Source organism: Lentibacillus sp. CBA3610, assembly GCF_013373365.1.
GTDB lineage: Bacteria > Bacillota > Bacilli > Bacillales > Amphibacillaceae > Lentibacillus.
Genome location: NZ_CP035925.1, coordinates 399,291 through 424,850 on the forward strand (window position 1 = coordinate 399,291; position 25,560 = coordinate 424,850).

A 25,560-nucleotide genomic window follows, 5' to 3' on the forward strand; every position below is an offset into this window, starting at 1 on the left:
ATTTATTTCTAAAAATATTGCAGTGTACGTTATAAGCTATTATACTTTTTTATGGATTAATTTGTTTTGACAGGAGTAATATATGCTATCCACTATTCAGCATTCCAAGCTATGGAGAATAGCAATCATTATGTTAACGGTAGTCGCACTGGCTGTTTCGATGGGGTTTTCGGTTGCCTTTGGGGCAGTTGATATTAATCTGTCAACTGTTTGGCAGGCAATTGTTCATTTTAATGAAAATCTTACATCCCATCAGGTCATTCAGGAGTTGCGGCTGCCGAGAGCTACGGCTGCGGCGATGGTTGGCGCCTCTTTGGCAGTATCCGGTGCTATTATGCAGGGAATGACGCGCAACCCGCTGGCATCACCGTCCATTATGGGGGTTACACAAGGTGCGGCATTTGCCCTTGTTATCACAATGGCTTTTTTCCCAGCGGCATCCAGCCTTGCTATGACGTTCGCTTCATTTGCGGGTGCCGGTATGGCCGTTGTACTTGTTTTTATGGTTGGTTCATTTTCGAAAAGTGGATTGACACCAGTTAAACTTGCGCTCGCCGGTGTTGCAATTGGTACATTATTAACGTCGCTTTCATCGGTTATTGCCCTCTATTTTCAGCTGGAAAAGCAGCTGGGTTTCTGGCAGGCCGGTGGATTAGCAGGAGCAGATTGGACGTCAAATAAAGTTCTGCTCATTTCCGGCGCTGTCGGGATAATCATCGCATTAATGATTTCCAAATCCATAACCGTCATTAATTTAGGTGAAGATGTGGCAGCAGGGCTTGGACAAAATAACGTCCTGGTAAAAGCCCTCGGTATTCTGGCAGTCCTCATATTGACCGGAGCGGCCGTATCAGTAGCGGGTGCTATTGGTTTCCTTGGTCTCATTATTCCACATATCACACGATTTATAATGGGAACGGATTACCGTTGGATCATTCCTGTATCGGCCTTGTTCGGTGCATTATTGCTTGTTTTGTCCGATATTGTTTCAAGGCTGGTCAATGCACCGTTTGAAACCCCTGTGGGCGCTATCACATCATTGATTGGCGTCCCGTTCTTTCTTTATCTTGCACGTGGCGGGGGTGGCCAAACATGAATCAGACTGAAAACCATCGGACAGGACGATTTGTGTCTGTCTCGGTATTGCTGATCGTGCTGATTGTGGTCATGTTCTTTATAGCCTTGGCCACAGGTGTTGTTTCCATATCGCCTTTGGGAGTGATCCAAACGATCTTTGGACAGGGAACCGACAGACAGGAACTGGTACTTTTAGATTTCCGGCTGCCGCGTATCGTACTGGCATTGCTTGTAGGTGCCGGGCTTGCGGTTTCCGGCGCTATCCTGCAGGGCGTGACCCAAAATGAGCTGGCTGAACCGGGTATTTTGGGTATTAATACCGGAGCCGGCTTTGCTGTTGTATTGTTTATATTCTTTATTCAGGATTCACTCAATGGCACGTTTTCCATTTTTATGATGCCCTTATTTGCGTTACTCGGAGCGTTATTGGCAGCATTTCTTGTCTATACCCTGGCATGGAAAAACGGGGTGAATCCGATACGGCTCGTTCTTGTGGGAATCGGTATCAACGCAGGCTTCAGTGCGGCATTGATTATCCTCCAGCTGAAAATGAACCCACAGGACTTCCGGCAGGTGACAGTATGGCTGTCCGGTGATATTTGGAGCGCCAGCTGGCCATTTGTTTTGTCGCTATTGCCATGGATACTAATACTGATCCCTTTGGCACTTGTGAAGGCGAATGCTTTAAATGTATTAAATCTCGGTGACGATATAGCAGGAGGACTGGGTTCAAAAGTTGAAGGCAGTCGTCTTGTGCTATTACTAATCGCTGTTGCACTGGCAGGTGCAAGTGTTGCTGCCGGTGGTGCGATTGCCTTTCTTGGACTTGTTGTACCACATCTGGCACGAAAGATTATTGGCCCAATGCATCAATATACCATACCAATATCAGCGCTGATTGGTGCATTGCTTTTGATGGTTGCTGATATGATTGGAAAAAATGTATTGGCACCAATGGAAATACCAGTTGGGGTGGTTGTTTCCATTCTCAGTGCACCTTATTTTATCTATTTGCTGATCAAAGCCAATTAATCGGAAGGCAAGTTTCCCAAGACTTCAGGACTTTCCCGTCATGGAGGAGTCCAACTGGCACTGGCAGTTCGTAACGTATAAACCTTCTTTCATATCTATAATCGAAAGAAATCACAAAAAGGGGGCGTGATTTTTTAAAAAAATTCATGCCCCCTTTTGCCTGTTGGTTTCGATTATAGGAGTAAGAAGGGGAGATTTTGAAGTATTTTCGACAAATTAACGTTTTGTATTGACTGCAGGTGTGTAGTGTTAATAATAGAGAGAGATGATTTTATCCCGCATGTAACGGTCAGTAACCTGCCAAGGAACGGCGGCTAACTGACCCTAAATGTCCGATAAGTTTCACTACCATTCAGTGAAGAAAGGCACTTCACTGAATGAAGTTTCACTTTATAATTGGAGGAGCGCACATATGAAACGCTTATTATTATCGATCATATTCGTTATGATACTATTCGTGAGTTTTTCACAAACGGCTTTTGCAGCTGAACAGGAAACGGCAATCAATAGTGAAATTGGTTATCATATATTAGTTGACCGCTTCAACAATGGTGATTCGTCACGAGATGAGCAGGTAGACCTTGAGGATCCATTTGCTTATCATGGCGGTGATTTACAAGGTGTTACCGACCAGCTGGATCATTTACAGGATTTTGGTTACACGACCCTTGTTTTATCACCAATTATGGAAAACGCCCCTAATGGCTATCACGGCTATTGGATTGAGGATTTTTATCAAGTGGACGACCAATTTGGAACGATGGAAGATTTGCAGGAACTTGTGGACGAAGCGCACAGCCGTGATATGAAAGTTGTACTGGAGTTTGTAACGAATTATGTTTCAGAGACGCATCCGATAACAAAGGATCCGGATAGAAATGACTGGCTGAAGGAAAATGATGGACCGGAGTCTTTGCAGTGGATGAATAGCACGGTTATGCTGGATCAAACAAATTCGGATGTCCAAAACTTTATCAAAGATGTGGCTGATTATTGGATCGATGAAACCAATATAGATGGCTTTAAACTTCACGCAGCCGATCAGGCCAATCAGGAATTTTTAGATGAATTAACAGCTGATATACACGAAAATAACCCGGATTTTTACTTACTGGGCGATATTTTAGATGGTGAATCGTACACGGGTGATCTCACAGAAGATACTGCTATACAGGCAGCGGACAGTAATGAACTATACACCCCGATGACCGAAGTATTCGCGGAGGCAGGTACACCGCTCACACAAATTCATGAAACGCTGCAAAATAATGATATGCAAGGCGGATTAAATTATCTGGATAATCCGTATACAGAGCGATTTACCAATAAGCTTCTGGAAAATGGACGAAAACCATTAACGGGGTGGCAATTGGCATTAACCTATTTATATACCGCACCTGGTGCACCAATGATTTATCAGGGATCCGAAATTCCAATGGGTGGTGGAAGCTTTCCGGAAAATCAGCAGTTAGTTAATTGGAATAGTGGAGACGAGGAACTTGAAGAATTCACGAATCGGATGGCAGCACTCCGAGCGGAATTTCCGGTATTACAGCATGGCGATTATGCATTGGTGGATTCAAGTGGTGCCATGAGCTTATTTAAGCGTTCTTATGATGGTAACGCCATGTATATTGCAATTAACAATGACACACAATCACAAGTTACACAGGTTGATGACATCAGTGCTGACAAACAAATGAGAGGGTTGCTGGAGGATGATATTGTAAGAGATAATGGCAATGGGCAATTTACTATTGGCTTGCCACGTGAATCAGCTGAGGTTTATATTGTTGAAGACAATACCGGGCTGAACTGGTTCGTAATTGCTCCGATCGCCGCAATATTCATCGTGTTTGTGGCAGGGATTATTTATTTGACGAGAAAGCAGAAAAAACGGGAAGCTAATGCGTAGTGCACAGCTTCCGTTTTCATATGAATATAATGGCTCGAGACCAATATCAAAAATTGAAATATATAAATAAATATGTATCAACTAGCTGGCGGAAAAAAGCACAGAATAGACCTGAGCAGAAAAACGAGTTTCTTTTTTTCGAGGCGGCTCGAGCTCGGGGCACACGGAAAGCGTTGTGTTTTTCCGCAGCGGTTGCCAAGATTAATTTACTGATCTTGGCTACAGCATTTTTCAATATTTGTGATGTTTTTTTGAAACAGAAGTGGACTAATCAGGGATTGTATTAGCGCTTAAACTGAATATGATGAGTATTTCTAAGATCAATAAAGAAGCTGATCCATTTTAAGATCAGCCTTTCTGTTTGTTCTTAGCTAATTTTTTAGGATCTTTTACTCCAGGTGGTTGTTCCAGCCAATTATGCTTAATCATGATGTCAGCTCCGCTTTTGGCGAGCCGGGAAATTTCAAATGATAATCGTTCATAATTAATCATCAAATCACTGCGTTGACTTGCAGATGCTGCAGTAGAATAATTGCCCATTCCTGAAGATATAAGCAAATTCATGTGAAACATCATTAATTTATCTGAAAACGTTTGAGTTATGGAGCCACTTACACTTACGTTGGACTGTGCAGTTTCAACATCATCTTTCAAAAGTGCATCTGTGAAAATTTTTAAATGCTTTTTCGAAATGTCCCTTCCACGAAGCATGTAATTCTGTACATCTTTAGATGGTGACGTTTGGGCAAATGCAATGCATAAGTGCATCCCCGTTGAATTTGTTAGTACGTTCTGATACAAATGGGAAATCTCAACAGCATTTAATGGCCGTTTGTTACTGAAAGGATTTAAGCCGCTAAGATACTTTTTGCTGTCCACATAATCTGTTTCTTTGGGAACTTCAATATACGGATGTCTGGCAATTATTCCCTTGGAAAGGCCAATTTTGAGTGATTGTTGATAAAGGTTACTGGTTTCATTTAGCGCCTGCACAAAATAGTTACATACATCTTCCCGGTAACTCATAGAAACAAAACCGCCGTATATTAACATTCCCGCCTTTGCCATATGATTCACATACATTAAACAAAATGTGTCTGAAAAGAGCCATGGTGCATTCATGTTGACATCTTGTTCAGTGAAGCCCCTTGGAATGGCGTATTGTTCATTTTCAAACATATATGTTAGTTGCTCAATATGATTAGCTGAAATATCATAGGCATGTTGCACAACAGGTTTTATATCCGCATCTTGAATGTGCTTCAGCATAAAACCCAAAATACATGTCGACATACTATCATTCATATACCCGGTCCAAAGCGAACCAATTTCTGAAGATGTCAGTCGAATGTTCTCTTCATTCATCGTGTAACCTCCTTAAGAGCATGTTTAAGGTAGGTTTATTGTTTACATTAATGCGGATTTTATTAACAAATTGGATAAACAGGGTTCACTATTGCGACTAAAAAATAACAGGAGCCAGTGTTATTCATTAAATTGTTATGCAGTCGGGAGCAAGAATTGAATAACACTTGTGCCAATTTTGCTTTCAAAGGGGGCTATGTTGTGCTAAAAAGGTTTGTCATACTTGCTTACTTGTTATTCCTTGCACCTCTTATATTCATTGTAAACTTTATGTTTGATATTATTACGCTTGAAAATATACAAGGGTTGCCTGTATTTTCTCCTTTAGTTTTTTGTTCTTTTGGTTTATTCTTTGCATCAAAAGCGTACCAAATCCAAAAGAATGCATTGACAATTGGTGCAGTAACTGCAAATTTAGTCTTATTCTTATTTCCATTTATTTATATGATTGGTGGTACAGCGATATTTGGTGTGTAGTAAATCATGTTATATGAATTGGTGACATTGTTGTCTGAACCGTGGGGATACGTTCATCACGGATGGTGGAGTGTTTGGTGTGCACACATCATCAACCCTTTATTACTTAGCATTGTTTTATTTTACGATAAATGGATACGTAGAATTGAGGCGTCAGTTCATAAGTTATATGACCTTCCGGAAACGGCCGCACTAGCGTAATTAAGGGAAGTATCGTTTGAGCGGCTTAACCAAGTAATCATTGGAATCTAAGAACCGAGCCTTAAGATGGCCCGGTATTCCCTGTTCCTTGAAATAATGCTTTATCTTCAATGTTATGCATGACAATCGTGAGAAGCACTCCAAACATCATCATACCAGCGGCTACAAAGGTGATCATGGTATATGTCAAGCCGGTGTTCAGTAAAACAGTTCCCAATGTTGCACCGATGGAATTGGCCAAATTAAAGACGGATGCTGCAATGGTTCCTGATAAGGATGGTGCCTCGGGTGCACCGATAATAATCTTGGAATTCAAGATTGGTACGACTCCAAACGCTCCTGCACCAAACAAGAAGCACATCACAAAGGTTAAGGGAGCGTAAGGGAGTAAGAAAGTGAACAGCGCAAGTATAACGGCAAATATGCCTAAGGCTGCCATAAGTCGCTCTGTTAGACGAGGTGGTTGAACTTTGCCGGAAATAAGGTTTCCAATGACACCGCCAAGTCCGAAGAAAAATAACCCGGTCGTAACACCAATCACGCCAAAATCAGCAAATTCCTGCATCATGGGTTCTATGAACGTATATGCGGTAAAATTCCCGGAAAAACCAAACACAATAATGGCAATCACCATGAGTGCATTTTTATTTTTAAAAATCCCAAGTTCCTTTTTCAATTTTGGAGTTTCCGTTGGTTTGACATTCGGTGTAACGAACGAAAGACCAATAAACGTCAAAACCCCAAGGATAGCTATAAACCAAAAAACGAGTCTCCAGTCAAGCGCTCCACCGAGAAAAGAACCAAAAGGGACACCAAGCATGACGGCGACTGTGAGCCCACCTTGAACGGCGACGACTGCTGTTGTCCGTTTTTCCGGTTCAGATATATTAACAGCCAAATTCATACATAAGCCGAAGAATGGCGCGTGCATGGCTGCCGATAATAACCGGGATAGTAATAAGATCTCGAAGTTTGGCGCGGTGGCAGCAATGATGTTGCTAATGATAAATACACCCATCAGCCCCAGGAGAAGCGGCTTAGGTGAAAACTTGATCGTTGCTATGCGAAGGAGTGGCCCAAAGATGGCTACGCTAATGGCGTAGACACTCAGCAGCAATCCTGTTGTTGACACATCTACGTTTAAATCTGCAGCAAACTGTGTCAGTAAACCTGTAACGACATACTCGGTCATGCCAATGGCGAATGTTCCAAGCATAAATACGGTTAGAATCATGTTTCTTGAGAAGTTTAAGTGCTTCATGGCTCACACCCCTTTACTTTTTTTCAATCACGAGTGAACATATTACAACATTCATAAAGGGTTGTCCAGGTGATTTTCAGAAAAAATTAAAGTACTATTTTTGGCAACAATCGCTGGTGGGAGATAGTATTGAGACTGAAGATGAATTCCTTGGCGTGTGTTGAGTGAAAAAAATCAGCGGGACTCCTATATTGGACAAATGGTCACGTTTATGTAACACGATAAGGTGGAAAAGAACAAGTACCCGTCCTTAGAGCAATTTGTTATTTGGTTCGTGCATAATCCGTATCATGAGCATAATGCTTAATAAGGATATGGGCAGTTTGTTAGAATAAATTCGAGAATGATAAAAGGAGGAAACGTTATATGAGTCAACACATTGCAGTTCTCGTTACAGACATGGTAGAAGAAATTGAATTAACTGATCCTGTGAAAGCTTACAAGGAAGCTGGGCATACGGTGGATATCATCAGTAATGAAGGAAATAAAACCATCAATGGCAAAAATGGGGACGAAATAAAAGCAGATCGGGGCATCGATGAAGTAAATGCGAGCGATTATGATGCATTACTCGTACCTGGCGGGTTTTCTCCTGACTTACTACGTATCAACCAGAAGAATAGTGAGTTTGCAAAAACATTTTTCCAGGACAATAAACCCATATTTGCAATTTGTCATGGTCCTCAGTTTCTCATTAATACAGACCAACTAAAAGGAAGAGAGTTAACAAGCTTTGTTTCCGTAAGAAAAGACTTGGAAAATGCAGGAGCAACTGTAAAAGATGAAGAAGTGATTGTAGATGGAAACCTTGTAACAAGCAGAACACCTGATGATCTTCCTGCATTCAACCGTGAATCCCTGAAGCTTTTAGAAAAATAATTTGTCAAATCCGTTTAGGGGAGGCTGTTCATCATGCAGCCTCTCCTTATTTTTTGTTTGATAATAGACAAAGCGCTCATGCTCATCTGCCATGATCTTCCTCAAATGGGCGATGATCAGGATTAGCATGAGCGCTAAAACTGAAATATCTGCAGAAGAGAGGGAGAATCGAGAATCATCGGAAGCGCGGGAATATCTGCAGAAGAGCGGAAGAATCTGCAGAAGAAAATAAGAATCAGCAGAAGCGCGGGAATATCTGCAGAAGAGCGGAAGAATCTGCAGAAGAAAATAAGAATCAGCAGAAGCGCGGGAATATCTGCAGAAGAGAGGGAGAATCATCAGAATCCACCAGGATATAAGGGCCAGGTTGTGGAATAAGTGGTTGTTCGTCTATAATTGAATTTGAAATTATTTTAATAGAGGGAATTTGGGTCGAACACTTGAACTGGGACATCCATCCAGCGTACTGTATAGAGATGTTGTGTATGACCAGAACCGCAGTAAAGCTGTGGAACTTTTATTTCGCGTGAAAAGGGGATCATACCAACAGCGGTTATGTCAAAGGGTTTCCCATGCTCATGTTGGGGTTATCGGACGCTGCCACATTTCTACCGCTTGCCTTTTCAATGTTGAGCTTGAAAAAAGCAAAAACTGCTTTCGGACACAATCAACCCGGCTATCGATAAGCGGACAATCGGCTACCCTCGCCGAAAGGGAGCATTAAGAAAAAGGAGCTGAAACCACGTTTTCGCTGTTGGATGTGATTAACTCTGAGAAGCTTGGAGCCAAAACGCTTTTCTTTGACAGCTGGTTCGCGGTATCTCAGTATGGATTATTGTTGCAGTGGTGTGCATGATCAAGCATTCACTAAAGATCCACTACACCTGCGAGGGAAAGTCCTATACGCTCAACCAGGTACCATAAAAGTAGCAAGATCGTTATTTATGTTTATGATAAGGGGGAAGTAAATTGAAATATCGAGGAATTGCGCCGAACGAACGGATCCATACGCTGGATATTATCCGCGGGATTGCGGTTCTGGGGATGTACTTGCGAATATGATGCATTTCAAATCATTGTCACAGATGGATCCTTTTATTCTTGTAGATGGCTATCAACTGCCGGATGGGCTCTTTAATCAAATCAGTACATTATTTATTACGTTTTTTGTTGAAGGTAAGTTTTATCCAATGTTCTCGCTCCTTTTCGGGTTAGGCTTTTATATTTTTTATGATCGCTTGCTGCAAAAGGACTTGCGTGCTGGGCGGGTGTTCTCGCGCAGATTGACCTTTTTAATCATTCTGGGGTTGATTCACCTTATTTTCTTTTGGCAAGGGGATATTTTATTTACATACGGCATAACGGGCTTTCTTCTCTTGTTTTTTATTTCAAGACAACCGAAAACAATTATGATTTGGTCCGTGGTTTTGCTTGCGGTATCCAGTTTGGTTGTAAGCCTTTTATATGCGATTATTGGATGGTTCATGCAATTTGGCATGCAAACAGGGGCAATACCCCTTTCTGAATTTCAAGCGATGAATGAAACGACGCTTACAGTGATGGCTGACGGAGGTTATTGGGAAATTGTCGGGTTTAGACTTGCCGATTCAATCTTTGCGGTTTTTGGAAATATCCTTTTGATACCGACAATTTTACCGCTGTTTCTTATCGGTTTATATATGGGTAAAACCGGCATGTTCCATGATATTGGTGCACATATCAGCCGTTGGAAGAAACTATGTGCACATAGTTTGTGGATCGGGATACTATTTTCGGTATTGACGACAGCTATGATGCATGACCTTACCCCAATTCCGGCTTATATTGCATATGGATTAGGTTATGGTATACGCATATTCACCGGACCGATTCTTATGCTGTTTTATATATCCGCACTGTTGCTGGTGCTGCGTAAGGAAACAAGACAGAGCATCATGAAACCATTTGCATCTGTCGGACGAATGGCGTTAACGAATTATCTTATGCAGACGCTCATTTTGGTCTTCATTTTCCACGGCTATGGTTTAGGACTTTACGGTCAAGTCACGAGCGGAGCCGGAATCCTCATATCCGTCGGGGTGTACGTGTTCCAAGTCATTATAAGTACATTGTATTTGAAGAAATTCAAACAGGGGCCGATGGAGTCACTATGGCGGAAGTGGACATATAAAAATGTATAACTGTGATGATGTAAAACGATTCTCTTCAAGAGAACGGTTCTCCTGCTTCTTTGTGAAGCAAGAGAACCTATGTTACGCAATGTGTTGGTTAACAAGTTAATGAACCTGTTAATATCGGCGAAAACGTTGTTATTTAACAAGATATCATATCAATCATTTAAAGCTCTCCATGGTAGTGCTCTTACGGCAGCAATGGCACCTTCGTAAGAAAAATGTTTTCCCTTTTCCATCTTATACCATGTTTGCGAGCTTTTCTCACTTTGGTGACCTGCCTTTTTTCTTATGCAGATTCATGGGATGAAATAGCACCCTGGCGATCCAGGTAGTGATAAATTTTCCGATAGTAGGTTATGTCAATTTCACCAGTGATGTATTTTTGCTGATAAAAATCCAACAAAGCGTTAATAGATTCCGGTGGCTGATTTCGATCCATTTCAAAAATGGTAATTAGTTCAAAAATACTCACGTGACCCCTCCTTATCATTCCCGGTTTAGGTTGTCTTACAGAAAATATATGCAAGACCCGTTCCAATCATGATTGTTAATCCTGCATAAACAGATTATGGAAAAAAGATCCTCATTTTCGGTATAGGAAAATTTATGACAGGTAATATTAGGTAAAAAGGAGGGTGATGACATGGCAGGTCCAGCACTTAGAAAGGTCGAAAGTCATGCTTCCATCCACGAAGCAGCATTGCAGGAGGCCAGGGAGCTGACAAATATATTAGGGAATCTGTTAAAAGAACATGAAACAGATAGCGCTTTAGAAACCGCTTATATTTTGGTGGAACATTGGGAAACGCGGACGCTTGCACACGCAGATGCGGAGGAAAGAGGCTTATATAAGGAAATGGCTGAAACAACGCCTGAATTAAAAGATAATATCGTTGCTTTAACAAGGGATCATAATTTGATGCGGCATATCGTTTCTAACATTAAAAATAGCCTTGAAGACAGTGGTGTCGGGTACAATGTTCTTGAGCGTTTTCAGGCGATGATTCTGGTGGATGAGCTGCACAATGAAGAAGAAGAAAGAATCTTACCGGAGCACTGATAACTGGAGGTGATTGGATTGAAAACGACAGCATCACAAAAAAGCAAAAAGTTATTACGTACCATCTACCCTGACGCTTACGGTTATTTAATGGATAAGCTGAAGGAAAACAATATTCATTCGTTTGATGTCCAGATAACCGGCAAAAAGGTCGGTTCCTCAGTTGAGGTTAACGTACGTTTTGGCGAAACATTTTCACAGGAATTGACCCGCACATTTTCAGAAGACGTATTGCATAACCCTGACGACTCATTTGAGGATTTTTCAGAGGAAATAAAGAATAAGTGTCAAGAAAGACTGATAGCAGATTATTTCAAAATGCTCAGACCATAATCGGAAGGTGAGGGAATGGGATGTTTCAATATGAACAAGAAGCTGCAATGCAACAAGACCGTGAAGATTTAATCGGGCTTTTGAAGATGCGGTTTGGCTCGCTTGAACCTGATGTGGTTGAGGCGATTTACCAATTGGATGACTTTGATACGATTGAACGGTTAATTTTAGTCGGGGCGAATGCGCCGGATTTTAAGACATTTTTGGAAGAGCTGGAAGAAGGGGAAGGGACGTTTAGAATCGTTGGTGAACGATTTAACCCGCTGGAGTATATGTCCCACCATGGTGATGCTGATGAAAGGTAATAAAAACAAATTATTCAAACATCTAAAATTTTTGAAACCCGGCAAGCGTATTGATGACGGGTGGGCCGAAGAGAGTCCCAGACAGCGTGATTGGGAATCCGTGTACCGAAACAGGTGGGCACATGACAAAGTTGTCCGGTCAACGCACGGTGTAAACTGTACCGGTTCATGCAGTTGGAAAATTTACGTAAAAGACGGGATTATTACATCGGAAACCCAGCATACGGATTATCCGTCAACCGGTGATGACTTCCCGGAATACGAACCAAGAGGCTGTCCAAGAGGTGCCAGTTTTTCCTGGTACACATACAGTCCTGTTCGTGTGAAATATCCGTATGTACGCAGTGATCTTTACCGGCTTTGGAAAGAAGAACGCGATGCAGGACACGACCCTGTCACATCGTGGAAGAATATTACCAGTGATCCCGACAAACGGCAGCAATATGTACGTTCGCGGGGTAAAGGCGGTTTTGTCCGGGCAGACTGGCGGGATGTCTGTGTCATGATTGCCAGTTCTTTGATACATACGATAAAAAAATATGGTCCGGACCGTATCACCGGGTTCAGTCCGATTCCGGCCATGTCGATGGTCAGCTATTCCGGCGGGACACGATTTTTATCACTGATCGGCGGCAATATTCTCAGTTTCTACGACTGGTATGCTGATTTACCGCCAGCTTCTCCGCAAGTATGGGGAGAACAGACGGATGTACCGGAAAGTGCTGACTGGTATAATTCGAAATACTTTATCATTTGGGGTACGAATTTACCGCAGACCAGAACTCCGGATGCCCACTTTATGGTTGAATCACGCTATAACGGAACAAAAGTGGTTGGTGTGAGTCCGGACTACTCCGATTATGAAAAGTTTGCCGATATTTGGCTGCCGGCCAGAGCAGGCACGGACGGTGCACTGGCGATGGGGATGACACATGTCATATTGAAAGAGTTTTACGTGGATGACCCAACGCCTTATTTTATAAATTACGCCAAAAAATTTACTGACTTGCCGTTTTTGATTACGATCGATCAACAAGATAACGCGTATCGCTCAGGCCGGTTTTTGCATGCTGATGATATGACATCTGATGAAGAGCTTGGCGAGTGGAAAACGGTTGTCTGGGATCTTAATACAAACAGCACAGCGGTACCCAATGGGACGCAGGGACACCGCTGGGACGGCGATAACAAATGGAACCTGAACCTGGAAAAAGAAGATGGCACCACGATCAATCCTGAACTCAGTTTCCTGAACATGGCTGATGAGACGATACAGGTCGAGTTTCCATATTTCGCAAAAGAACATGGTGATATTGTGAAACGCGGTGTACCTGTGAAACATATGCAGGACAGAAATGGAAACCACCTCCGTGTGACAACGGTCTATGATTTAATGATGGCCCATACAGGGGTCAGTCGTGGGCTGCCAGGGAATTATCCAAGCGATTATCAGGATCCGAAACCATATACGCCGGCTTGGCAGGAAAGTATCACAGGTGTCAATCAGCAGCACGTGATTCAAGTAGCACGGGAATTCGCCGATAATGCTAAACGCACAGAAGGCAAATCCATGATTGCAATGGGTGGCGGAACAAATCACTGGTACCACAGTGATCAAATCTACCGGTCGATTTTGAACCTGGTATTGCTGACAGGTTCGCAAGGTGTCAACGGCGGTGGCTGGGCGCATTATGTCGGACAGGAAAAGGTTCGTCCCGTTGAAGGCTGGCAGACGCTCGCTTTCGCAAAGGACTGGGGCAGTGCTCCAAGACAGCAAAATGGAACGTCTTTCTTCTACTTTGCCACCGATCAATACCGGTACGAAGAACAAGATGTCATGAAAGATACAGCATGGGACGGCAAATACAATGACATGCATCCTGCTGATATCAATGCGCTGGCGGCACGGCTCGGATGGCTCCCGTCCTATCCGCAGTTCTCCCAAAACGCGATCGATCTGGTTAAAAAAGCAAGAGAAAACGGGGCGGAAACCGAGCAGGACGTTATTGATACAATCGTCAATCAGCTGAAAAACGGTGATATTGACTGGTCCATCGAAAACCCGGATGACCCCCGTAACTTTCCGCGCGTTTTCTTCAATTGGCGCTCGAATTTGCTTGGTGACAGCGGAAAAGGACATGAATTTTTTGTAAAGCATTTAATCGGCGGGGATGACCAGGTCATGGCGGCTCCTGAATCATCATGGCGGCCTGAAACAATCAATGTTAAGGATAAAGGAGCAGAAGGCAAGACAGATTTATTTGTCAGCATCGACTTTCGGATGACAAGCTCCGGGCTGTTTTCGGATATTGTGCTGCCGGCTGCAACCTGGTATGAAAAGTACGATATCAGTACGACGGATCTGCATCCATTCATCCATCCATTTAACGCAGCCATATCACCACCATGGGAATCCAAAAGTGACTGGGTGACATTCCGTGAAATCAGTAAAGTATTCTCAGAACTTGCGGAAGAACATTTACCGGAGGAAATAGAGGAGATTCAATCGTCGCCATTAGGCCATGATACTCGTGACGAAATTGCCCAGCCAAGCGGCAAAATTCTGGACTGGCGAAAAGGCGAAGTTGAAGCCATTCCGGGCAAAACGATGCCAAATCTCTCTGTTATTAAACGGGATTATCCGAACGTTTATCAGAAAATGACGACAATCGGTCCTGCTTTGAAAAAAGGTTACGGCATGAAAGGTGTTAAATTGCCGGGCGATAAAGTATTTGAGGAGTTAAAGCAACGCCTGGGTGTCTCGAAACGGGAAGGACTTGGCAATGGTAATCCGGACCTTTACACAGATATTCAAGCAGCGGAAACGATTCTTTTGATGTCCGGCGCTACAAATGGAAGACGTGCCGTGGAAGGCTGGCAGTCAATGGAAGAAAAGACCGGACAAAATCTGACTGAAATTGCCAAAGGACACGAAGAGACATCTTATACATTAGCTGATATTACCGCCCAGCCGCGTCATACGATTTCCACACCGGTCTGGAGTGGCCTTGAGAAAGGTGGGCGACGCTATTCACCGTTCACAGTGAATACGGAGTACAGTATTCCATGGAGGACACTGACAGGCAGACAAAGCTTTTATCTTGACCACGAAATGATACGCGATTTCGGTGAAGGATTGCCGACTTATCTTCCGCCGGTTAATAAAGGTCCTTATGTCAAAGGAGAAGATGAGCCGGATCATGATGATAAGTCGATTACCGTCCGCTATTTGACCCCGCACCAAAAGTGGGGCATTCACACGATGTTTACTGAAAGCTCCCCGATGGTCCAGCTGTTCCGCGGCTGGCAAGTGGTCTGGATGCACGAGGAAGACGGGGCGTCAATTGGCGTGAAGGATAATGACTGGATTGAGGTCTATAACCGGAATGGCGCTATTTCCGCAAGGGTCGTGCTAACCTATCGGTTGCCAAGAGGGACGGCATATATGTATCATGCCCAGGACCGGACAATGGGTGTACCGGGAACCACTGTCACGAAAAAACGGGGCGGGACCCATAACAGTGTGACCCGGATTACGACGAAACCAACCCACATGATCGGTGGTTATTCACAACTGAGCTATGGGTTCAACTATTACGGTCCGACCGGAAGTCAGCGTGATACCATCGCAATTATTAAACCATTGAAGGAGGTCAATTGGCTTGAGAGTTAAGGCACAGGTAGCAATGGTTATGCATCTGGATAAATGTATTGGCTGTCACACCTGTTCTGTCACATGCAAAACGACGTGGACAAATCGTCCGGGAACAGAATATATGTGGTTTAACAACGTGGAAACAAGACCAGGTGTCGGTTACCCGCAGGAATGGGAAAATCAGGAGTATTATAAAGGCGGATGGGAGTTAAAAAAAGGGAAGCTTCGGTTACGGGCAGGTGGTCCGGTAACCAAGCTGATGAATATTTTTTATAACCCCAACATGGGAACAATGGATGATTATTATGAGCCATGGACATATGATTATGAACATTTGATTGACAGTCCAAAATCGGAAAATCTTCCGGTTGCAAGGCCAAAATCATTAATTACCGGCAACTATATGGATAAACCGGAATGGGGATCCAACTGGGATGACGATCTCGCTGGCGGAAGTGAAGTCGTCAAACGTGATCCGACTGTCAAAAAGCTGCAAGATCATATTGCCACTGAATATGAAAAAACATTCATGATGTATTTGCCGAGAATTTGCGAACATTGTCTGAATCCGTCGTGTGTGGCATCTTGTCCATCCGGTGCGCTGTACAAACGGGATGAAGATGGCATTGTACTGGTTGATCAGGAAGAATGCCGCGGCTGGCGGTTCTGCATGAATGGCTGCCCGTATAACAAAGTTTACTATAATTGGAATACACACAAGGCGGAAAAGTGTAACTTCTGCTATCCAAGAACTGAGGCGGGACTTCCAACCATTTGCTCCGAGACATGTGTCGGTAAGATCCGTTACATCGGTGTTGTTTTGTATGATGCCGACAAGGTAAAGGAAGCGGCATCGGTTGAAGACCCGCAGGATTTATATGAAGCACAGCTTGATTGCTTTCTTGACCCATTTGATCAAGAAGTGATGAAGGCGGCAAAAGAGGCCGGGGTCAATGATGAATGGATCAAGGGGGCACAGGAATCACCCATTTACAAAATGGCGATGAAGTGGAAAATTGCCCTTCCGCTGCACCCGGAATATCGCACATTGCCAATGGTCTGGTATGTGCCGCCGCTCAGCCCGATTATGAATCATATTACAAATGAACAGGAATTGAACACGGACGGCTATATTCCGGCAGTTGACCAGATGCGGATACCAATCGAATATCTGGCATCCATCCTCTCAGCAGGTGACACGCGTGTTATCCGTAAAGTTTTGCTGAAAATGACAGCTATGCGTGTCCATATGCGTTCTGTTAATGTTGGCGGAATTGATGATCTGTCAAAAAGTGAATTACTTAAAGAAGCCGGAGTAGACGTTGAGACGATTGAAGAAATGGTCCGGCTATTGGGTGTGGCCAAATATGATGAGCGATTTGTTATTCCAACCGGACGCAGGGAGATGGACGATGACCTGCATTACAGACAAGGGGCGTGCAGTCTTGAAGACCTTGCGCCACCTGAAGGCATGGTAACGTATCCGTTTGAAAGGGGGAGCTGAAATGAAGACCTATCAATCTGAATTGTTAATGGTTGCATCGCGTCTGCTCAGTTATCCATCCGGCAATGATGAAAATGATGTCATGAATTGTGTGGAAGAGATGAACGTGTCAGAAACCCTTAAACAAGAAGTGTGGAATGCGGCAAATGCAGTTTACCGCATTCCACTGCATGACTTACAGGAAATATATGTTTCGACGTTTGATTTAAAGGAAAAATTGGGGCTCTACCTTTCAGCACATGAATTCGGTGATAGTCCGAAACGCGGTGCAGCTTTAATTAAACTTCAAAAAGCAGTGAATCAAGCAGGCTATGAGCGTGTTGACGATGAATTGGCTGATTATATCCCGATGTTGTATGAACTGGTCGCGATCACAAGTGACAAGGTGAATCATGAACGTCTTATCAAAAGACTGTCTGCCGTTACACAGCGAATTATGGACCATTTGCCTGAGACAAGCCCCTATTATCCAATAATGCAGGCTTTAATGGAAAATGTCTTTGAAGCACCGTCCAAAGAGGATTTGGAAAAAATGGAACAGCAGCGGGAAAAAGCCGATCTGGAAGAATTGCCATACCCGATTATGTATACGTGACACGGATATCGGCAAAAGAACGGGGTAATCAACAGAAGAGCGAGAATATCGACAGAAGAACAGGATAATCAATGAAAGCGCAAGAATATTGATAAAAAATCGGAAATATCAGCAGCAGAAGAGGAATTAGCAGCAAGAGGGGGTGTAATAGTGGCAGAGATATTTTGGTGGGTTATTTTTCCATATGTAACGCTGGCTATCATGATCTTCGGAAGTATTTACCGCTTCGCCTATCGTCAGATGACCTGGGTTGCGCCATCAACTGAGTTTTTTGAGAAAAAAAGGTGGCTGCGGATTGGATCGCCATTGTTCCACTATGGGCTTCTGTTTGCGTTTATCGGTCATTTAATGATGTTGATCCCTATGAAATTTTATTATTGGGTTGGTATACCAGACCATTTGTATCATTTATTCGCAATTGTTGCGGGAGGTATGGCGGGATTGATGGTTGTGGCAGGTGCTGTCATTTTGCTGATCCGCAAAATGGTCATTGACCGTGTACGGGTGCATGCAACGTTTGCGGACTTCTTTAGTGTCATCAGTCTGATTATCGTTGCTGGTATTGGTGTGTATATCACGCTGATCTACAATACAACAGTTGAAGCTTATGAATACCGGGGAACGATTGGACCATGGTTTCGGAGTTTATTTGCTTTCCGTCCGCAATATGAACTGATGACCGGTGTCCCGTTTATATTCCAATTACACGTGATTACGGCTTTTGCTTTATTTGCATCCATTCCGTTCACACGATTAGTTCACCTTTACAGTGCACCAATCCATTATCTGAATCGGCCGTACCAGCAATACCGGTCACGGTCAGCTTATAAACGAAAAGGGATTTAACATCTGCAGAAAAGGGTATCCAATAACGCTGGGTACCCTTTTCTGTATATCAAACGATGATTACTTATAATCATTGCCTAAAAAGAAAATAGCAAGTGTGCCCGGACCGGCATGGGCGCCGATTGTTGACCCGACCATTTCAATCAGGATATCTCCGGGATTGAATTTTTCTTTGATGGCCTCTGCCATTTTTTGAGCGGATTCATAATCATCGCCATGACTGATGCCAATCGTTTGGTTGGAAAAATCGGCTCCACGTTCTTCTATAATTTCGAGCATTCGGTTCTGCAGTTTTTTTGACCCGCGGATTTTTTCGAGTGGTATAAGTTTTCCATCATCCACATGCAGAATTGGCTTGATTTTAAGAAACGATCCGACAAAGGCAGCCGTTTTACTGACACGACCGCCGCGATACAGGTATTCAAGGTCATCGACGGTGAATATATGTTCCATGTTTTTGGCGTGGTATGTGGCTGTTTCAATGATTTCATCGCTTCCTGCTCCTTCTTTGGCCAGCTGGGCAGCACGAAGGATCACAAGACCGTATCCGATTGAAGCACATTTTGTATCGATTACATGAAGTTCAGCTTCCGGGTAGGTTTCCTTGACTTCCTGTTCCATCATTTTGGCTGTCTGGTATGTACCTGACAGTTCAGAAGAGAAGGCTGGATACACTAATGGTTGATTTGCTTCGGCATAGGATGTAAAAATAGTTTTAAAGGTTTGTGGTGAAACTTGGGATGTTTTGGGGCTTTTGCCTTCCCGCATGGCATCATAAACAGATTTTGGCTTTATTTCGATGCTGTCTTTATATTCTTTATCGTCCAAATGAACCGTTAATGGTACCATTTCAATGTCATATGTTTTATAATGATTCTCGGACAAATCACATGCAGAATCTGCGAGGATTTTAATATTCATTTTTTCACCTTCATTCATTGGAATTATTATCTACTTTAGTTTAAAACTATATAGAAGAATAGTCAAAAAATAGTGATAATCGTGTCGGTATTAAAGGAGGGAATTCAGTGTTTTTAGTTGAAGCTAAGCGGATAATTATTGTGATCTTTGGTGCTATATTAAATGCTTTGTCGCTAAACTTTTTCCTGATTTCAGCAAATGTCTATGCCAGCGGATTTACTGGTGCGGCACAGCTTGTTTCCAGTATTTTTAGAGACTTTCTGGGAATTGGCTTAACAACCGGTATTATTTTATTTGTATTGAATATTCCAGTTGTGATATTAGGCTGGTATAAGGTTGGAAAAGGCTTTACCATTTACAGTGTCGTTTCGGTTATTTTTATGACATTCTTCCTGGAGATCCTGCCAGTTGTACAGCTCTCTGAAGATATTATTTTAAATGCTGTATTTGGCGGTGTTCTCGGCGGTGCAGGTGTTGGTATCACTCTAAAACATGGTGCATCTACAGGTGGAATGGATATTATAGCTATGGTGTTGTCCCGAATGAGAGACAGACCGATTGGGACGTATTTTCTTATTTTGAATGCAGTTATTATTGCAATGGCCGGTATTCTCTATGAACCGGAAAACGCATTGTATACACTGCTGACATTGTATGTGACAACGCGTGTGATTGATGCCCTTCATACCCGTCATGAAAAAGTGACCGCCATGATTATTACCCACAAAGCAGAAGAACTGCAAAAAGCCATTCATGAAACAATGGTTCGCGGAATCACGATCCTTCCGGCAAAAGGGGCATATACACGGGATGATAAAAGTATGATGTATCTTGTTGTGACCCGGTATGAGCTTTATGACCTGGAGAGGATCATCGGTGAAGTGGACCCGAATGCATTCACCAATATTGTTCAGACAACCGGCATATTCGGATTCTTTAGAAAGGATTAAACCAGTTGCTGCGGTTAAAGGAAACTCTGCCGCCGACATAAAAAAGACAGCAACTGATAATTGCTGTCTTTTTTCAACTATGTATTTTTTATAAGGTAGGACAGTGTATAATTCAGGGTGATGTTTTAAACGCTGAAATCGGCTGTCTCGCCGATTTCACTCAATCTGACTCCGACCTCTGGCATCTGAAAAGACGCGTCAGCGTTTTTTCTTAGTATCCATATTTTTCAATGACTTCAATGACTTTTGGTTGCAGCTCGTCCCATTCAACATCAAATGCTTTGTTAACGGTAATGAAGTTTTGATAACCAAACACATTATCAACACCGTTTACTTGCATCAGGTCATTTAAAATATCATGTTCACTGGTGTCACCGGGCATTACGGAGATACTGCTGTCACCTTCAAAAATCAGGCTGTCGGTTGTGAATTTCAATGCATTAGGGTTAGGTGTCGCTTCAGCTCTTACTCCCATTTTAATATCCTCCCATCACTATTCATACTTGTCCCCATTCTAACAGAAAAACGGATAAAAGGGAAACACCCTTATCCGTCTGTCGGATAAGGGTGTTCATGCATGTTAGAATCCCGAGCTTCATCCGAGATCAATGAATGGTGGATCGTTAACATACAATGATTGTTATTTGCTGAAAAACGTGTGATACGTCAGCTTCAGGCGGAGGTTACTGCAACTGGTTGTTTTGTCTTAACTGCTGCTCAAGCTGTTGAAGCTGCTGCTGCTCTTCAGGTGATGCCTGGTTTTTCGCATTCTGTATCGCGTTTTGTGCAGCTTGTTTCTCCTGCTGATTAGCATTGGCAGGATTGTTTGCTAATTGGTTGACGGCTTCTCTGGCGCGTTGCATGAAATTGTTATTCTGCTGCTGTGCCATTTTTAAACCCCTCCTATTGTGTTCGGGTCAGTTTGTTCCTCTTTGCGTTTTGCCTCAGAAAAACGCAATCTGTACGGAAATACGTCGTCATGTTTTTTGACAGAGTCAGCACTGTGCTGGCTGAAACGTCTTGACTTGCTTTGTTTTCCCATCGGCAATTCCTCCCTTGGAATACACCTTGTTCCAACTGCAATATTCCCGTCGTGCCGGAAACACATCAAAACAAAATAAGAAGTGAACGCTTCAAGCGCTCACTCCTAGTTTGGTCTGATATTAGCCGGATATGAAAGGAAATTTTTAGAGGTTGTTCAAAGATGCTTAACGTTTGGCTGGATGACTTTGGATTTAAGTTTTAAATAATCTTCCAGGAAAGTTCCGATTCCATCATTTTCGTTCGTTTCGGTTATATGTTTGGCAACTGATTTCAGTTCGTCGATGGCATTGTCCATTGCAACCCCGACACCGGCATAATCAATCATTTCCAAATCATTATCTTCGTCACCAAATGCAATAATTCGCTCATCCGGGATATGATAGTAATGAGCAATTTTTTGCAGGCCGACAGCTTTGTTCAGTCCTTTTTTGACAATCTCGATAATGTTCCATGGTGCTCCCCAATTACGGTGTTCGATCAGTTCAGCATGGTAATCATCGAGATGGTTCCGTAATTGGTCGATATTGTCTTTTTTCGGGTGAATCATTAATGAAGTCGGGTCTTCCTTCAGCTTATTTTTAAGGCTTCCAATGGTAAAAGGGGATTCCTGACGGGTTGCCTTGAAAATTTCAATGATCTTTTCATCATATTGATCCAGATAAACATTGTCCATCACTTCAGCCACGATGTTATTGACATTCAGGTCATAGCACGCACCAGCGATTTGGTGGGCCGTTCTGACCGGCAATGGGTTATGCAGTACATCCCATTTATCATCGGTTGGGTGATGGATTAATGCGCCATTGAAATTTACCATAGGCGTATCAAGTTCGAGCAAGTGATAATAATCGATGCTGGCGCGATGTGGTCTTCCGGTTGCGATTACAACGATATGCCCTTCATTGATAGCCTTTTTTAATACCTGTCTGTTACGCAGACTGATTTCCTTATCATCCGTCAGTAATGTTCCATCCAAATCCAAAGCAATCAAATGTTTTGCTTCCATATATTTTCACCTCGTCTGCTACTTAGTTTATAAGTGATGATGTTATATGTAAAGTGAAATTTCTGGCGGGTTACAGTCCGTTACATGCGGGGTAAAGGATTCGTTTGCAATTTGCAAAAACTTCATATTATGATATTCAGTACAACCAGATTACAGGAAAGGGATTGCTATATATGATAGGAGTATTTCACAAAACGATTGCAAGCGTTCCATGTTTAGTTATTGCCGATCATGCAAAAGAAAATGATACCTTGCCAACGATTACATATTTTCACGGGTTTACGAGTGCAAAAGAGCATAATTTGCCGCTCGCTTATTTGCTGGCTGAGGAAGGTTACCGGGTTATTCTGCCGGATAGTATGCTGCATGGCGAACGTGAACAGGAAATATCCAGCAAAAAAAGGCAAATCTCATTCTGGGATATTGTGATACAAAATGTAAGGGAATTGAAAGATATCAGGGAGGAATTGGATTCGGAAAAACTTGTGCTAAACGACCGGTTTGGAATTGCCGGAACAAGTATGGGCGGGATTACAACGGCAGCAGCCCTGACACAGTATCCATGGATTAAAACGGCAGGTATTTTGATGGGATCACCGAAAATTACGACATATGCCAAAACGCTAGTGGATAGTTTTAAAAAAATGGGCGATTTGCCTGTTGCGGACGATGAAATCGAGTACTTATACGTTCGACTTGAACAATATGATTTATCAAAGCAGGGCGATAAGTTAAATGAACGCCCGGTTCTGTTCTGGCACGGTGAAGATGACCCGGTGGTACCGTTCGATCATTCCTATACATTTTATGAAGATGTGAAACAGCATTATACGGATCAGGGAAATATACGCTTCATCAAAGAAGCACATCGGGACCATAAAGTAAGCCGATATGCTATACTGGAAACAGTGAAATGGTTTAAACAGCATTTATAGGGCGAAATAATTGTCCTAGAATTGACAAAACACTTTAGTGTGATGGAAATCATTTAAAAATGGGTCTGAATATGTTTAAATAAGATTATGAACAGTGAAGGAGGGATTGTCATGGAAGCAGCTCTCGAAGAAAATATCATGGGTGCACTTGAGAATGTTATCGACCCGGAGCTGGGTATTGACATTGTCAACCTTGGCCTTGTCTATGGCGCTGATCTCGATGATGAGGGCGTTTGTACAGTTACCATGACGCTGACAGCAATGGGTTGTCCTCTGGCAGGCCATATTGAACAAGACGTCAAGCGTGCACTTTCAGATATTCCTGAAGTTGAACAAGCAGATGTGAATATCGTCTGGGATCCACCATGGGATAAAGATAAAATGTCACGTTATGCCAAAATCGCACTTGGTATTCCTGATTAAGTTTTGAGATAAGGTTGATTCATCACAATGGATCGGCCTTTTTTTATAACGGCAGTGAATCAGAACGCAACAACTTCAGCGAAATCAGCCAATTGTAAAGATGGGGTTATCATGCATATTTGTCAAATTACCGGTTATAAATCTTCAGGAAAAACAACGATCATGAATCAGCTGATCCGGTATTTTTCCGGCATAGGACTGAGAGTTGGCTCATTAAAACATCATGGTCACGGTGGTGAGCCGGATATGGCAGAAGGAACAGACAGCAGGCAGCACTTTGAATCCGGTTCAATGATCAGTGGTGTTGAGGGAGCCGGCGTGACACAGCTGATGCTGCAAATGCCTTTTGAGCTGGATGATTTAATTCAGATGTACAGTAAGTTCCCGCTTGATTTATTACTGATTGAAGGTTATAAAAAAGCGGATTATCGTAAAGTCGTCCTGATTAAAAATGAAGCTGACCTGTCGCTTTTGCAGGAACTTTCCAATATAATAGCAATAGGCACTTGGGATATGAATTTGCTTGAAGACCGGGGATGCCCCGTATTTGACATGAGCAATCTGCAGGAAGACATATCAGCACTGGCTGAATATATAAGAAGGGGTTTTAATGGATAAAACATTTTGGATTACACAAGAGGCGATTAATCCGAACGAATGTATTGAAAAAGTCGTTCGCAATGAGGCAGGCGCTGTGAACACATTTATTGGAATTGTCCGTGAATTTACAAAAGGCAAACGAACATTGTTTCTCGAATATCAGGCTTATGTGCCAATGGCCGAAAAAAAACTGGCCCAAATCGGTGATGAGATTCAGGACAAGTGGGGCAATGCCGATGTCGCTATCGTACACCGAATCGGGCGGCTCGATATTACGGATATAGCGGTTGTTATTGCTGTATCGACACCGCACCGGGCTGATGCGTTTGACGCAAGCCGCTACGCAATTGAACGGATTAAAGAAATTGTACCGATTTGGAAAAAAGAACATTGGGAAGACGGAACGAAATGGATTGGGGATCAGAAAGAAAATACCTCTTATGATAAGAAAATTCCTTCCGAGGAGGAGATGCGCAGGTGATTAACGTTTTGTTTTTTGCTGAACTGCAGGAAGCTGCCGGGAGCGAAACAATAAATGTGGAAGCAGATGGGTTATCATTGGGCGAACTCAAAACAAAACTGGTGTCGTCGTATGATCTGAACAGTCTGGACCACGCCATGATCGCAGTAAATGAAGAATATTCCAGGGAGGATACGGTGTTAAATAATGGAGATACCGTAGCATTTATTCCGCCGGTCAGCGGTGGATGAGATACACCAGTTGTACCATCCCATAATGGATTTTAAAAAAACATTGAGCCGGAAGAAGAAATATTTTCTCTTCCGGCTCATTTAACTATTGACGCTTTGCCCTGAATTGGTGTAATATATTCATAATATTTTCATAAGGCCTTTATCACAGGTGAACGACAGCTGAATATCGTATGATTGTGGTCGGCAAACAATCAGGCAAGTCACTTGTATATATTTATGCTTTAGGTATTTAAAGCATAAAAGATTTAAAGTGAAAAAGTAATACATAAGTTATTTTTAAATAATTAA

The 25,560-nt window shown here is 42.8% G+C and carries 28 protein-coding genes; 19 read left to right on the plus strand and 9 right to left on the minus strand.

Annotation, left to right across the window (positions count from 1 at the left end; genetic code table 11):
* The first annotated feature begins 82 nt into the window (after positions 1–82).
* The 3 genes from Len3610_RS02065 (at position 83) to Len3610_RS02075 (ending at position 4,024) form a co-directional block, all read left to right on the plus strand.
* A complete protein-coding gene (locus tag Len3610_RS02065; protein ID WP_176446486.1) occupies positions 83–1,096 on the plus strand; it encodes a FecCD family ABC transporter permease in 1,014 nt (337 codons plus the stop codon).
* Positions 1,093–2,109, plus strand: a complete 1,017-nt coding sequence (locus Len3610_RS02070) for a FecCD family ABC transporter permease (RefSeq protein ID WP_176446487.1) — start codon at positions 1,093–1,095, stop codon at positions 2,107–2,109. The genes Len3610_RS02065 and Len3610_RS02070 overlap by 4 nt, the downstream gene beginning before the upstream one ends.
* Positions 2,110–2,521: 412 nt before the next feature.
* Positions 2,522–4,024 (plus strand): alpha-amylase family glycosyl hydrolase, encoded by a 1,503-nt coding sequence (locus Len3610_RS02075; protein ID WP_176446488.1) that lies wholly within the window; start codon positions 2,522–2,524, stop codon positions 4,022–4,024.
* A 348-nt stretch (positions 4,025–4,372) separates the two neighbouring features.
* On the opposite strand, the gene Len3610_RS02080 is transcribed toward Len3610_RS02075, so the two are convergent.
* A complete protein-coding gene (locus Len3610_RS02080; RefSeq protein ID WP_176446489.1) occupies positions 4,373–5,389 on the minus strand; it encodes a DUF3231 family protein in 1,017 nt (338 codons plus the stop codon).
* A 201-nt stretch (positions 5,390–5,590) separates the two neighbouring features.
* Between Len3610_RS02080 and Len3610_RS02085 the strand changes: the two genes are divergently transcribed.
* A complete protein-coding gene (locus tag Len3610_RS02085) occupies positions 5,591–5,866 on the plus strand; it encodes a hypothetical protein (protein ID WP_176446490.1) in 276 nt (91 codons plus the stop codon).
* 262 nt (positions 5,867–6,128) lie between these two features.
* Here the strand turns inward: Len3610_RS02085 and Len3610_RS02090 are convergent, their stop codons facing one another.
* The gene (locus tag Len3610_RS02090; RefSeq protein WP_176446491.1) at positions 6,129–7,328 is read right to left on the minus strand and encodes an MFS transporter; all 1,200 of its coding nucleotides are present in this window, start codon (positions 7,326–7,328) and stop codon (positions 6,129–6,131) included.
* A gap of 366 nt (positions 7,329–7,694) precedes the next feature.
* Between Len3610_RS02090 and Len3610_RS02095 the strand changes: the two genes are divergently transcribed.
* Positions 7,695–8,207: a type 1 glutamine amidotransferase domain-containing protein gene (locus tag Len3610_RS02095; protein ID WP_176446492.1), complete on the plus strand. Its 513-nt coding sequence runs from the start codon at positions 7,695–7,697 to the stop codon at positions 8,205–8,207.
* On the opposite strand, the gene Len3610_RS02100 is transcribed toward Len3610_RS02095, so the two are convergent.
* On the minus strand, positions 8,196–8,546 hold the full coding sequence (locus Len3610_RS02100; protein ID WP_176446493.1) for a hypothetical protein: 351 nt from the start codon (positions 8,544–8,546) through the stop codon (positions 8,196–8,198). The genes Len3610_RS02095 and Len3610_RS02100 overlap by 12 nt on opposite strands.
* A gap of 719 nt (positions 8,547–9,265) precedes the next feature.
* On the opposite strand from Len3610_RS02100, the gene Len3610_RS02105 reads away from it, so the two are divergent.
* Positions 9,266–10,387, plus strand: a complete 1,122-nt coding sequence (locus tag Len3610_RS02105) for a DUF418 domain-containing protein (protein WP_176446494.1) — start codon at positions 9,266–9,268, stop codon at positions 10,385–10,387.
* A 280-nt stretch (positions 10,388–10,667) separates the two neighbouring features.
* Here the strand turns inward: Len3610_RS02105 and yppF are convergent, their stop codons facing one another.
* Positions 10,668–10,853 (minus strand): YppF family protein, encoded by a 186-nt coding sequence (gene yppF / locus Len3610_RS02110; protein ID WP_176446495.1) that lies wholly within the window; start codon positions 10,851–10,853, stop codon positions 10,668–10,670.
* Positions 10,854–11,024: 171 nt separating this feature from the next.
* Between yppF and Len3610_RS02115 the strand changes: the two genes are divergently transcribed.
* The 7 genes from Len3610_RS02115 to narI all read left to right on the plus strand — a co-directional run bounded on the left by Len3610_RS02115 (position 11,025) and on the right by narI (position 18,679).
* Positions 11,025–11,441: a hemerythrin domain-containing protein gene (locus Len3610_RS02115; protein WP_176446496.1), complete on the plus strand. Its 417-nt coding sequence runs from the start codon at positions 11,025–11,027 to the stop codon at positions 11,439–11,441.
* Between the two features lie 18 nt (positions 11,442–11,459).
* Complete coding sequence (locus Len3610_RS02120) at positions 11,460–11,774, plus strand: hypothetical protein (RefSeq protein ID WP_176446497.1); 315 nt, start codon at positions 11,460–11,462, stop codon at positions 11,772–11,774.
* Positions 11,775–11,794: 20 nt separating this feature from the next.
* Positions 11,795–12,079: a hypothetical protein gene (locus Len3610_RS02125; protein WP_176446498.1), complete on the plus strand. Its 285-nt coding sequence runs from the start codon at positions 11,795–11,797 to the stop codon at positions 12,077–12,079.
* A complete protein-coding gene (locus Len3610_RS02130) occupies positions 12,069–15,752 on the plus strand; it encodes a nitrate reductase subunit alpha (protein ID WP_176446499.1) in 3,684 nt (1,227 codons plus the stop codon). Before Len3610_RS02125 ends, Len3610_RS02130 begins: the two co-directional genes overlap by 11 nt.
* Positions 15,742–17,238, plus strand: coding sequence for a nitrate reductase subunit beta (gene narH, locus Len3610_RS02135; RefSeq protein WP_176446500.1), 1,497 nt, complete (start codon positions 15,742–15,744; stop codon positions 17,236–17,238). Before Len3610_RS02130 ends, narH begins: the two co-directional genes overlap by 11 nt.
* 1 nt (position 17,239) lies before the next feature.
* Positions 17,240–17,833: a nitrate reductase molybdenum cofactor assembly chaperone gene (locus Len3610_RS02140; protein ID WP_176446501.1), complete on the plus strand. Its 594-nt coding sequence runs from the start codon at positions 17,240–17,242 to the stop codon at positions 17,831–17,833.
* A 150-nt stretch (positions 17,834–17,983) separates the two neighbouring features.
* The gene (gene narI, locus Len3610_RS02145) at positions 17,984–18,679 is read left to right on the plus strand and encodes a respiratory nitrate reductase subunit gamma (RefSeq protein WP_176446502.1); all 696 of its coding nucleotides are present in this window, start codon (positions 17,984–17,986) and stop codon (positions 18,677–18,679) included.
* 60 nt (positions 18,680–18,739) lie between these two features.
* Here narI and Len3610_RS02150 read toward each other — a convergent pair whose 3' ends face one another.
* Positions 18,740–19,600, minus strand: a complete 861-nt coding sequence (locus Len3610_RS02150) for a DegV family protein (protein WP_176446503.1) — start codon at positions 19,598–19,600, stop codon at positions 18,740–18,742.
* A 107-nt stretch (positions 19,601–19,707) separates the two neighbouring features.
* Here Len3610_RS02150 and Len3610_RS02155 point away from each other — a divergent pair, with 107 nt between their 5' ends.
* Complete coding sequence (locus Len3610_RS02155; protein ID WP_176446504.1) at positions 19,708–20,550, plus strand: YitT family protein; 843 nt, start codon at positions 19,708–19,710, stop codon at positions 20,548–20,550.
* Between the two features lie 211 nt (positions 20,551–20,761).
* Here the strand turns inward: Len3610_RS02155 and Len3610_RS02160 are convergent, their stop codons facing one another.
* From Len3610_RS02160 to Len3610_RS02175, 4 genes are all read right to left on the minus strand, one after another.
* Complete coding sequence (locus Len3610_RS02160) at positions 20,762–21,025, minus strand: NifU N-terminal domain-containing protein (RefSeq protein WP_176446505.1); 264 nt, start codon at positions 21,023–21,025, stop codon at positions 20,762–20,764.
* Positions 21,026–21,233: 208 nt separating this feature from the next.
* Positions 21,234–21,440 carry a DUF3813 family protein gene (locus Len3610_RS02165; RefSeq protein WP_176446506.1) on the minus strand — a complete coding sequence of 69 codons (207 nt, stop codon included), beginning with the start codon at positions 21,438–21,440 and terminating at the stop codon, positions 21,234–21,236.
* 2 nt (positions 21,441–21,442) lie between these two features.
* Positions 21,443–21,592: a hypothetical protein gene (locus tag Len3610_RS02170; RefSeq protein WP_176446507.1), complete on the minus strand. Its 150-nt coding sequence runs from the start codon at positions 21,590–21,592 to the stop codon at positions 21,443–21,445.
* A 156-nt stretch (positions 21,593–21,748) separates the two neighbouring features.
* Positions 21,749–22,600: a Cof-type HAD-IIB family hydrolase gene (locus Len3610_RS02175; protein WP_176446508.1), complete on the minus strand. Its 852-nt coding sequence runs from the start codon at positions 22,598–22,600 to the stop codon at positions 21,749–21,751.
* A gap of 173 nt (positions 22,601–22,773) precedes the next feature.
* Here Len3610_RS02175 and Len3610_RS02180 point away from each other — a divergent pair, with 173 nt between their 5' ends.
* The 5 genes from Len3610_RS02180 (at position 22,774) to moaD (ending at position 25,269) form a co-directional block, all read left to right on the plus strand.
* Positions 22,774–23,535, plus strand: coding sequence for a prolyl oligopeptidase family serine peptidase (locus tag Len3610_RS02180; protein WP_176446509.1), 762 nt, complete (start codon positions 22,774–22,776; stop codon positions 23,533–23,535).
* A gap of 111 nt (positions 23,536–23,646) precedes the next feature.
* Positions 23,647–23,958 carry a metal-sulfur cluster assembly factor gene (locus tag Len3610_RS02185; RefSeq protein WP_176446510.1) on the plus strand — a complete coding sequence of 104 codons (312 nt, stop codon included), beginning with the start codon at positions 23,647–23,649 and terminating at the stop codon, positions 23,956–23,958.
* Between the two features lie 27 nt (positions 23,959–23,985).
* Positions 23,986–24,576 (plus strand): molybdopterin-guanine dinucleotide biosynthesis protein B, encoded by a 591-nt coding sequence (gene mobB, locus Len3610_RS02190; RefSeq protein ID WP_176446511.1) that lies wholly within the window; start codon positions 23,986–23,988, stop codon positions 24,574–24,576.
* The gene (locus Len3610_RS02195; protein WP_176446512.1) at positions 24,569–25,039 is read left to right on the plus strand and encodes a molybdenum cofactor biosynthesis protein MoaE; all 471 of its coding nucleotides are present in this window, start codon (positions 24,569–24,571) and stop codon (positions 25,037–25,039) included. Before mobB ends, Len3610_RS02195 begins: the two co-directional genes overlap by 8 nt.
* Entirely contained in the window at positions 25,036–25,269 is a 234-nt protein-coding gene (gene moaD, locus Len3610_RS02200) for a molybdopterin converting factor subunit 1 (protein ID WP_176446513.1), read from the plus strand. Before Len3610_RS02195 ends, moaD begins: the two co-directional genes overlap by 4 nt.
* Positions 25,270–25,560 lie beyond the last annotated feature (291 nt).

Bases quoted from the DNA above. Each gene is read 5' to 3' on its own strand.
- Len3610_RS02105 (WP_176446494.1), top strand. From the start codon at position 9,266: ATGATGCATTTCAAATCATTGTCACAGATGGATCCTTTTATTCTTGTA.
- Len3610_RS02140 (WP_176446501.1), top strand. From the start codon at position 17,240: ATGAAGACCTATCAATCTGAATTGTTAATGGTTGCATCGCGTCTGCTC.
- mobB (WP_176446511.1), top strand. From the start codon at position 23,986: ATGGATCGGCCTTTTTTTATAACGGCAGTGAATCAGAACGCAACAACT.
- Len3610_RS02075 (WP_176446488.1), top strand. From the start codon at position 2,522: ATGAAACGCTTATTATTATCGATCATATTCGTTATGATACTATTCGTG.
- Len3610_RS02170 (WP_176446507.1), bottom strand. From the start codon at position 21,592: ATGGGAAAACAAAGCAAGTCAAGACGTTTCAGCCAGCACAGTGCTGAC.
- Len3610_RS02125 (WP_176446498.1), top strand. From the start codon at position 11,795: ATGTTTCAATATGAACAAGAAGCTGCAATGCAACAAGACCGTGAAGAT.
- Len3610_RS02090 (WP_176446491.1), bottom strand. From the start codon at position 7,328: ATGAAGCACTTAAACTTCTCAAGAAACATGATTCTAACCGTATTTATG.
- Len3610_RS02115 (WP_176446496.1), top strand. From the start codon at position 11,025: ATGGCAGGTCCAGCACTTAGAAAGGTCGAAAGTCATGCTTCCATCCAC.
- Len3610_RS02165 (WP_176446506.1), bottom strand. From the start codon at position 21,440: ATGGCACAGCAGCAGAATAACAATTTCATGCAACGCGCCAGAGAAGCC.
- Len3610_RS02150 (WP_176446503.1), bottom strand. From the start codon at position 19,600: ATGAATATTAAAATCCTCGCAGATTCTGCATGTGATTTGTCCGAGAAT.
- Len3610_RS02160 (WP_176446505.1), bottom strand. From the start codon at position 21,025: ATGGGAGTAAGAGCTGAAGCGACACCTAACCCTAATGCATTGAAATTC.
- Len3610_RS02065 (WP_176446486.1), top strand. From the start codon at position 83: ATGCTATCCACTATTCAGCATTCCAAGCTATGGAGAATAGCAATCATT.
- Len3610_RS02100 (WP_176446493.1), bottom strand. From the start codon at position 8,546: ATGATTCTCCCTCTCTTCTGCAGATATTCCCGCGCTTCTGCTGATTCT.
- Len3610_RS02130 (WP_176446499.1), top strand. From the start codon at position 12,069: ATGAAAGGTAATAAAAACAAATTATTCAAACATCTAAAATTTTTGAAA.
- Len3610_RS02080 (WP_176446489.1), bottom strand. From the start codon at position 5,389: ATGAATGAAGAGAACATTCGACTGACATCTTCAGAAATTGGTTCGCTT.
- Len3610_RS02185 (WP_176446510.1), top strand. From the start codon at position 23,647: ATGGAAGCAGCTCTCGAAGAAAATATCATGGGTGCACTTGAGAATGTT.
- Len3610_RS02195 (WP_176446512.1), top strand. From the start codon at position 24,569: ATGGATAAAACATTTTGGATTACACAAGAGGCGATTAATCCGAACGAA.
- Len3610_RS02175 (WP_176446508.1), bottom strand. From the start codon at position 22,600: ATGGAAGCAAAACATTTGATTGCTTTGGATTTGGATGGAACATTACTG.
- Len3610_RS02070 (WP_176446487.1), top strand. From the start codon at position 1,093: ATGAATCAGACTGAAAACCATCGGACAGGACGATTTGTGTCTGTCTCG.
- Len3610_RS02180 (WP_176446509.1), top strand. From the start codon at position 22,774: ATGATAGGAGTATTTCACAAAACGATTGCAAGCGTTCCATGTTTAGTT.
- Len3610_RS02095 (WP_176446492.1), top strand. From the start codon at position 7,695: ATGAGTCAACACATTGCAGTTCTCGTTACAGACATGGTAGAAGAAATT.